The 10,165-nt window shown below is 37.6% G+C and carries 3 protein-coding genes and 1 pseudogene; 3 read left to right on the forward strand and 1 reads right to left on the reverse strand.

Features of this window, described 5'->3' with window-relative positions; translation table 11 throughout:
* Positions 1-2,843 (reverse strand): Ig-like domain-containing protein (locus tag GJU43_RS22420; protein ID WP_195760089.1); only part of this gene is annotated, 2,843 nt, incomplete at its 3' end.
* A 325-nt stretch (positions 2,844-3,168) separates the two neighbouring features.
* On the opposite strand from GJU43_RS22420, the gene GJU43_RS22425 reads away from it, so the two are divergent.
* The 3 genes and pseudogenes from GJU43_RS22425 to GJU43_RS22435 form a co-directional block, all read left to right on the forward strand.
* Positions 3,169-3,639, forward strand: a complete 471-nt coding sequence (locus tag GJU43_RS22425; protein WP_154344136.1) for a regulatory protein RecX — start codon at positions 3,169-3,171, stop codon at positions 3,637-3,639.
* A gap of 407 nt (positions 3,640-4,046) precedes the next feature.
* Positions 4,047-8,285, forward strand: a complete 4,239-nt coding sequence (locus GJU43_RS22430; RefSeq protein WP_154344137.1) for an Ig-like domain-containing protein — start codon at positions 4,047-4,049, stop codon at positions 8,283-8,285.
* A gap of 142 nt (positions 8,286-8,427) precedes the next feature.
* Positions 8,428-10,165 (forward strand): annotated as a pseudogene (locus GJU43_RS22435) (DUF11 domain-containing protein); the annotation flags it as partial.

The raw sequence follows: 10,165 nt of genomic DNA on the forward strand, positions 1-10,165 counted from the left end.
GTTTGTGTACAGCCATTGCTGTTTCTATAAGTGATAACACTTGTTCCGGCAGCAACTCCTGTTACTAATCCTGTATTTGATACCGTAGCAACTGCTGTTGTAGCTGAAGTCCAGGGTGTTGTAGCATTTGGTGTGGCAGAACCTGTTAATTGTGTGGTTGATCCGATACAAACAGCTGGTGTTCCTGTGATGGTTGGTAATGGATTTACCGTTACAGTGACCGTTTGTGTACAACCATTGCTATTTCTGTAAGTGATAACACTTGTTCCGGCTGAAACACCTGTTACTAATCCTGTATTATCTACCGTAGCAACTGCTGTTGTAGCTGAAGTCCAGGGTGTTGAAGCATTTGGTGTGGCAGAACCTGTTAATTGTGTGGTTGATCCGATACAAACAGTTGGAGTTCCTGTGATTGTTGGTAATGGATTTACCGTTACAGTAAGTGTTTGTGTACAGCCGTTGCTGTTTCTATAAGTGATAACACTTGTTCCGGCTGCAACACCTGTTACTAATCCTGTATTATCTACCGTAGCAACTGATGTTGTAGCTGAAGTCCAGGGTGTTGTAGCATTTGCTGTAGCGGAACCTGTTAATTGTGTGGTTGATCCGATACAAACATTCGCAGTTCCTGTAATGGTTGGTAAAGCATTAACAGTTACTGTAAAAGTATTTTGAAGACTTACGCAAGTACCCGCCGCATTTCTTACAGTAAGTGTACCAGTGTAAACCCCCGGATTAGTTCCTGCCGGAACACTCACTGAAATATTGCCTGCAGGTAACGCGGCATTTGAAACAGCAACAAAGCTGTTTGATGGTGAAGCATTCCATGTAATACTATACGTAGTTGGTGTACCCGTTGTAGCACTGTATGACAAAGGTGTCGTCTGAATACTTGCACTAGCACATACCGGTGTAGCACTAGAAGCTGCTGTAATAGACACCGTAGCATCTATTAATTTAGAGAAGCAAGCTGTTGTAGTACAGCCATTTTGATATCTTACGTAATAGGTTGTGGCTGCTGTAGGTGTTACTGTTATTGAAGGACCTGACCCTACAAGAGTACCTCCGCACGAACCTGTATACCATTGTGCATAACCTCCATTTCCTCCCATATTTCCTCCGCTAACGGTTAATGTAGTAGAGCTTCCTGCACAAAAGGCTGTATTTGCAATTGCTGTAGGAGCCACAGGAGCGGTATTAACCTGAACAATAACAATTGTCTCACTGGCATAAAGTCCTGAGTACACTGTTCTTCTGAACCACGAAGTTGCGGTTAGATTTCCAGGAGTGTAATCTTTTGTATTATTTATCCCTGGTGATGCAGTATATCCTGTAGTTGCACCTGTAGTGCTTACTTCCCATAAATAGGTGTAGGTACCATTACCTCCAGTCGGAGTTGAACCTGTTATAAGTCCCGGACTTGTACCGGTACAAATAGGTTCTGTATAAGTGGCTACAACGCTTAATCTTTTGACGATATTAACGCAAGGATCCCCAAAAGTGCCATTTGTTGCAGGAATGGTAGCAGTGGTATTTCCTAAAAAAACGTCTGTTGCTACGGTTCTACTGTTAAAAGCATTACAAGTTCCTAATGTGAAATTGGGAGCCGTTCCTGCCGGAGTACCATAACTTGCAAAATCGGCATTGATAAAAACAGTCCCGTTTGGTGCAGTTAATACCGTCGGTGTAGCATTTTCTACATAAGACGCATCTACTTTACCACTTACGCCTTTGGTATAAGAAGCATAATTGGAGTCTATTACAGGATCGTAAGTTCCTGTGCCGCTAACAATTATTCTTCCGTAAAGGTTGGTCGTAAAAAAAGTATTAGTTGTATTTGCCGCTCCTGATCCCTGTGCTCCCCAGGTGCTGATAAGTGGTCCAACCCCTCCTAATATCAATACTCTGGCTGTATGATTATTATTACCCGATAAATCAAGCTGAACACCACTAGCTACATTAATAAAATTAGAGGTTGCTACAGTTGTTGTACCAAAGGTTTTGGTACCACTACCTGTAAAGGTAAGATCATAATAAGATGTTGACTTAATGGTTTGTGCAGCTCCGTTATAATTTACAGTGTTTCCTGCTGCTGTCGCTGTAAGAGTTGTAATTGCGACTGTTGCTGCACCAATATTTAAAGTTCCTGAATTGACTAAAGTCCCAGTACCCACCAACGCAGTTGCAACAGTTAAATTGCTAGTGCTAGTATTAGTGAGAGATACTCCTGTAACTGTTACTTTAGGAATGGAAAGATTTCCGTTAAGTGACTGATTGTTAGTGTTAAAAGTATGTACTCCAGACCCGCTCGTAAATGTTCCGTTATTGGTGATTCCTCCTCTGAAAATCACTCCGGTATTACTGGAATTATTCCAGAATCCACCTGAGTTTATAGTTACTAAACCCACGTAGGTTTTTGTTCCTGTGTTGCTGCTATGAATTAATGTTCCAGTAACTGAAGTAGTACCCGAAATCGTAATATCAAATCCCGCAACACTTAAAGTTCCTCCTGTTTGAATTTGCAGACTTCCAGATACTGCCCAGGCTGCAGTCGTTGACATGCTATGACCCGTCTGAACAATAAAAACATCAGCCCCTGTAAAGTTTCCAGGATGGCCCCCGGTTCCATTAGTGTTAGCCCACCAATGATTCAGGTTATTAGCATCAGTGCTGCTAACTGCAGAATAATAATTAGTTGCATTCGCAAATGAAGCAAAAAACAGCAAAGCAAAACAAAATATCTTTGCAGTTACACTTAATTTTCTTCGCGAATCATCAACAGAAAAAAGAGATAATTGGGGAAAAAACAATAAGCGAACGAATAAAAGTAATTTTTTAATCATATCAGTTGTGGTATTTATATTATAAATTTGTTTTTTTAAGGCTAAAACGGAATAAAAAAATACAAATAGTTATATATTAAAATTCATAATATACTTACGAGATATTTTTATAAATGGATTTAAAAACCTTAAGATCAAACGTTTAGATTGTTTTATGTAATCATTACTAAACAGTCTAAAATGACGCGTACAAAAATATCATAATTCTCTTCATATACAACATTTTAACCAAAAGACTTTTTGAGAATTTGCAAGATATTAATGCTAATTTTAACAGCAAAATGACTATTTTTAGCAATAATAGTTAAAAAGAAAGAAAAAACCCATGAATTCAACCTGCACTCCAAAAGAAGCCTTACTCAGATTAGAACGGTTTTGTGCCTATCAGGAACGCTGTCATAGTGAAGTTGTTGCCAAATTATACAGCTTAAAAATGACTTCAGATGAAATCGATTTTATTGTAGTTCAGCTCATTGAAAGTAACTTTTTAAACGAAACTCGTTTTGCCTGCAGTTTTGCAAGAGGCAAACATCGTATTAAGTTTTGGGGGAAAATCAGAATTACAAATGAGTTAAAAGCAAGACAAATTTCTTCAACTACTATTGCTCTTGCCTTAAAAGAAATTTCTCCGGAAGAATACGAAACAACTTTTGAACAACTTTCGGAAAGATCATGGAATTCCATTTCCGAAAAGAATATACTTAAAAAGAGAAAAAAATTCTGCGATTACCTGTTGCGAAGAGGCTATGAAAGTAATTTAGTTTATGATAAAATGAAAGAATTAGAGCAGGAATAAATTGGATATTTTTTCTGAATAAAACGATCATTTCTGTCTTCATAAAAATCTTATCATTTAAATTTAATCTTGTATTAAAATCCTTATTTATCACAAAACAACCATTAGTTATAAATTATTACTTTTTTGCTGATTATTGCGTAAAACTCGCGTTTTTTGAACTAAATTATCAAAATAGACTTTTATTTTAACCAAAAATTGCGATTATTCTTATGTTTTATTTTTCTATTTTATAAGAAATAACATAATTCTTCATTTTTCAGCATGTAGTTCATCGACTATTTTTAACATTTAATCGATTATATAGTCTTTCTTAAAACCACTTTTGTCATCAACTCGTAGTTGTATATATCTTTGTGCGGGCTCAATCATATGCTAGCATAACAACCTGATAGAAAACAATTAACATGACAAAAACTTTACTTTTATTCTTAATTTTACCATTTGCTGTTTTTGCACAGAGCGATTTGGTAAAATGGAATGCAGCTTCTTCCGGAAATAGAAATACCCCTGTGTACGACACTAATCTTTTGTATGCTGGTACATCTGTCTCTCCTGATTTTACTGTTAATGGAGGCGTTAACTTAACTTACAATACCGATGATGTTAATAATCCATATTTCAGCACCGGTGGATGGCCTAATACACTCGAGTTTACAGGGAGTTATGATCCGTCAAGATATATTGAATTCAAAATCACCCCTAAAGCAGGTAATAAAATTGACTTAAACTCTTTCAACATCACCTACAGAGTGCAGGGCGGTACTAGTCAGAAATTTCAAATACAATACTCGAAAGATCCGACTTTTACAACCGGAGTAAAGGTTTTGTCACCTGAAACGGTAACTTCTACAACCTGGACTACAATAAACCCTCTTTTTTCAGCTGAAGTAAATCCGGTTTTACCCGGACAAGTAGTTTACGTTCGTTTATTCGCTTACAATAGCAATAATAATTTTCATTTCAGAACAGGAACCAATGCCGGTAATTTGCCTGCCATTTTAAAAGGAACTGTTTCTACTTTTGATTCTTCCAAAATTTTAGCGATAAATGATTATTTAACGACTAAAAAAGAAATTGCACTTAATATTTCGCCATTAAGTAATGATGTTCAGGGCTCAAGCGTAGCTACAATTACAATCTCTACACCTCCGGCGGCATCAGAAGGAACAGCAATTGTAAATCCGGACAAAACGATAACATTTAATCCTGCTAAAAATTTTACGGGCACATCAACATTTAAATATACCATTACGAAAGGTACGGACCCTTCTTCAACGGCTAATATTCAGGTAACTATTGCCGACTTAACTGCTGATGGATTGGTAATATGGGATGCAAAAACAAGCACCAACAGATTTAAAGCGACCGTTAATACTCCCTATTTAACAGCAAGCGATATTCCAAGTGCAGCTAATCCTACTGTAGCTTTCAACAATACTGAAGATGCAAGCAACCCTTTCTATCAAACGGGGAGCTGGCCAAATCCGGCCCAAAATGGCGGAAGCTACGATCTTGCTAAATATGTGGAATTTAAAATTAAAGCAGATGCAAATCATAAAATTGATTTATCTACTTTTGGCCTGACTTACAGAAGTCAGGGAGGTTCAGGACAAAAACTGCAAATTCTTTACTCTAAAAGCAGCACTTTTACAGGTAGCGAAAGAGTTCTGTTTTCGGGCACTACAACAAGTACATGGACATCAATTGAACCCTCATTTGCCTCTGATTTAAATACTTTACTCGCAGGGGAAACCTTATACATCCGCGCCTACGCTTACAATACTTATAATGAATTTCATTTTAGGGCAACGGCAAATATAAAAGGAATTGTAAAAGACACAAACACCTTAACAGCCAGTAATGATTATGTTTCTACTCCAACCAATCAGGCAGTTGTAATTCCAATTTTAGACAATGACGTTATCGGAAGCAGTGCTTTACAAGCCATAACGGTAACACAGCCTTCAAACGGAACTGTAACGGTTAACGGATTAAACAATATAACTTTTACTCCTGCAAGTGGTTTTACAGGAACAGCTTCTTTTACTTATACACTTAGAAATGCGGCTTCCAACTATTCGTCAGCAACAGTAACGGTTACCGGAACAGCGGCAATTTGTGCAGCCACACCAACTGCGGGTATTAACTATTGGAAAGGTTTTGTTTACACTTACACAGGAAATACGCCTGCAGCTACAACATACGTTGGTTCAATAGCAGAGAAACCTCTTTTTGACCGAAATGTTGATAACGGCGTCATTACCGGGGATGCAACTGTTGAAGCAAATGCATTTTGTGGGACTGCACCAAGTGACAAGTTTTTGGTACGTTATTTAATGCAGACAACGACTACAGCCGGAATCTACAATTTCACCATAGGTGGAGACGACGGTGTAAGGTTATATATTGATGGTACTTTAGTTCCATTTAACCCTTCAAATTCATGGAGTGATCATAGTTATCTTACTTATTCTGCACAGTATACTTTTGCAACGGCAGGATCTCATAATTTCGTTCTGGAATATTACGAAAATGCAGGAGCGTCAAGAGTATCATTTTCATACGGAGAAATAAAAGGAGATACTACTTTCCCTTTCGGAGATAATAAATGGAATGTATACGGTTTTAATTCACCAGATATTTCATTGGTCGCTAATAGTTATGCGGGAACTTATGTTGCCACTGGTGTAAACATCAATACGCAGACCTATTGGAATGCTACAGTATCCCCATCATCCTATTCTGGATGGCAAGGTGCTCCTATGCCTGTAGATCAGTTTGCAATTACATACAAACGTCAGGGATTTCCTTGTGGACGTTACCAGCTGCAATTAGTAAATTGTGATGATATTGGCGAAGTTTATATTGACGGAACCAAAATTTTCACACAAAATGGTTATACGAATACGACTGCAATGATTCCCGGAACATATCCCTTAAATAAAACTTCTAAAGTAGAAGTGCGTTTAAGAGAAGATGGAGGTAATGCTAATATCGCAATCAACTTTATTGACACTCCTTTTACCTATGACGGATCTGTAGCTCCTGCGACTGGGTCTTCTATCACGGTTAATAACGATTTAACTTTAGCTAACGATTTAGAAGTTTGCAGTTGTACAATAGCTGCCGGTAAAACACTGACAATACCGGACAACAAAACACTTACGATAAACGAAAATATTATTGTAAATACAAATGGTAAGCTTATCATAAAAAACAATGGTTCTTTAGTACAAACCAATAACAATGCTACGTATACCGGAGCTGCAAATTCATTTGACATGGAACGTATTTCGTATCCAATGAAGAATTTTGATTATACCTATTGGTCATCAGCAGTATCAGGTCAAAAACTGAATGTTTTGTCTCCGAATACATTATCTGATAAATATATGTCCTATAATGGTACAAATTGGGTAATTGAAAGCGGCAACAGTGTTATGACTACTGGAAAAGGATATATTATCCGTGTTCCAAGTTCAGGATATACCTATCCAAATGGTAAAGATAACTGGACAACGGCTACCTATGCTCAGACCGTAAATTTTATCGGGATTCCTAACAATGGAATTATTACAGGGGAATCACTTAAAGCAAATAATTTTTATTTAATTGGAAATCCTTATCCATCTGCTTTAGATGCTGATAAATTTTTAAGCGCAAATACTTTTATAAATGGTACTCTTTATTTCTGGACACATAATACAGCAATCGGTACAACGGCAAAATACCAGTACAATTCAAATGATTATGCAAGTTATAACCTGACCGGTGGAACAGCTACAGCGCCTTCTGCATCACCCGGGGCTAACAAAAATATTCCTTCCGGTAAAGTGGCAGCAGGAGAATCTTTCTTTGTAAGTGCAAATGCAGATGGAGTTGTTACATTTAATAATTCAATGAGACCTGCAGGAGTTAACAATCAATTCTTTAAACCTGGAAAAACATCAAAAACCAATTCGACGGAAAAAAGTCGTGTATGGTTAAACATGACCAATGAAGGTGGTGCTTTTAAACAAACCCTGATAGGATATGTGGAAGGAGCAACCAATGATTTTGAAAATAGATTTGACGGACTCACTTTTGACGGTAATGACTATATAGATTTTTACAGCTATGAAAATGAAAACAGCTATGTAATTCAGGGCCGTGCACTACCTTTTGTAGAAACTGATGTTGTTCCTTTAGGATACAGAACTTCCATTGAAGGTGAGTTTACAATTGCTGTAGAACAGACAGATGGTGATTTGACCAATCAGGCAATTTACCTTGAAGATAAAACAACAGGGAAAATACAAAATTTGCGAACTGGCAAATATACATTTACCACAGCAAAAGGTAATTTTACAGATCGTTTTATATTGCGATATACTAATAAAACACTGGGAACAGGTGATTTTGAAGATAACGAAAAGGATTTAATCGTATCTGTAAAAAATAAAGTGATAAAAGTAACCTCGACAACAGAAAACATTAAAGAGATTACCATTTTTGATATTTCAGGAAAAGTACTTTACAGCAAAAATAAAGTAGATGCTACAGAATTTCAAATATCAAATTTGCAATCCGGAAATCAGGTGTTATTCACAAAAGTGATTTTAGACAATGATCATGTTGCGTCTAAAAAAATAATTTTCAATTGATCTCATCACTAATTATATAGAAATCCGGCAGCGAAAGTTGTCGGATTTTTTAGCGTAGTGATAATCCATTACGAATCAACATTAATGCTTTAAAATACTTCTTACAAACCTTAAACAAAAAAAACAAATCAACCAAACCCTTATGTCCCCAACACTACTATTGTTAATTCGTTCTTTATTTTTAAAAAATTTAAGACTACTTTTTTTTCTGATTTCTTTTAGTGCAATCAGCCAAAATACAATTACGAGAATTCATACTGACTGGAAAGGATATTGGACCTCAAATTCGACAACAGGTGTGGGAAACCGGCCAGACAGAGAAAATAACTTATTGGGCTTTACATGGGCACAGAATGGAAAAACATACTCCACCGGAGTGAGTGACAATACTCTTACTGCCAATTCAGTATCCTACATTCCACAGAAATTCAGAGCGTTAAAAATTCAGACTATCGGAATAGATGCCAGTAGTATGTACATCTTACAAGGTTCTATGATCGACGAGTCTGCAACCGGAGCCGTTTTAACCCCAAAACTAATCGGAGCAACTGCAACCGGTGCCGAACTTGCCTCCAGACTTACTGATGGGCCTAATGGTCTGGCACTCGGAACAGGAATTGCGAATATAAAAGCAGGTACAGCTGAATTCAAAATAGGAACCAACAATCTTAATCTTACCGGATTGAATGATGATACTCCCGACCTGATTGTAACCCAGGTTGCAGAACCAGGCAGTGCTAGCCAGGCCGATAAATTTAAATTTATTGATGCGTCAGGAAACACAGTAGGAAATGAACTAACGGTGTTTTTCGGATCTGCATCAGTTCCCGCTGTAGGAACCTACAGTTTGGATTTGTTTAAAATGGATGGTAGTTTTGGTTTTACTCCGGCCGCGACACGAGACATCCGAATGTTAGGTATTGAAACAAGTTCATTTGGTATAACCGCTGCCAATGCTTCGCAGGTAGATCGTTTTGTGGTTACTTTTTCGGGTAGTTCAGATTGTGCCTTCATTGCTTTCAATACAAAATCATTAAAAATTGCAGAATTAAAATTGGTTACGACATCCTCAATTATACCTTGTGGCAAATTAGGCGATACAGTAAATTATACCTACGAAGTTACAAACAACGGAGAAGTGCCAATAACCAATATTCAGGTTAGTGATCCGATGACCGGAATGACAATTTCAGGAAATCCTATCTCAAGTTTAGCAGTTGGGGCAAAAGCAACACTAACAGGAACCTATGTGGTGACAAGTGCAGATGTAGCTGCAGGAAGGATTGTTAATTCACCAAAAGTTACAGGTACGGATCCCTCCTTAAATACAGTTGAAGATACACCGCTGCCTATCGAGACTATTTTATTGACTACTCCAACTATTGACAAAATAACAAATATTACGTGCAGTTCATTAGGAAGTGTAGATTTAAGCAGTTTACCTTCTACAGGAACATGGACTTTAACAAGATCGCCAGGTACTGTAGTAACTACAGGAACAGGAACAACCACAACAATTACAGGCCTACCTGTCGGTAACTATACTTTTAGAGTAACGAATAGCACCGGGTGTCAATCACCGGCAACTGTTACTGTGCCCATCACCAACCAATCGGCAACTACCTGGAATGGCAGTGTGTGGTCTGGCGGAAATCCGGATATTACAAAAAATGTAGTTTTTGCCGGAGCTTACACCATAGCATCAGATTTAGAAGCGTGTTCTTGCACTATCAATTCAGGAGTTAATATTTCAGTTCCTTCGGGTCGTACTCTTACCGTTAAAAATGCCTTAAATGTTACCGCCGGAGCGACGCTGACTTTTGAGAACAACTCAAGTCTGATGCAGGACAGTAATGTAGTCAATACGGGAGAGATTACCT

The sequence above is a fragment of the Flavobacterium sp. LC2016-23 genome (genome assembly GCF_009674775.1).
In the GTDB taxonomy this organism is placed as follows: domain Bacteria; phylum Bacteroidota; class Bacteroidia; order Flavobacteriales; family Flavobacteriaceae; genus Flavobacterium.

Bases quoted from the DNA above. Each gene is read 5' to 3' on its own strand.
- GJU43_RS22425 (WP_154344136.1), top strand. From the start codon at position 3,169: ATGAATTCAACCTGCACTCCAAAAGAAGCCTTACTCAGATTAGAACGG.
- GJU43_RS22430 (WP_154344137.1), top strand. From the start codon at position 4,047: ATGACAAAAACTTTACTTTTATTCTTAATTTTACCATTTGCTGTTTTT.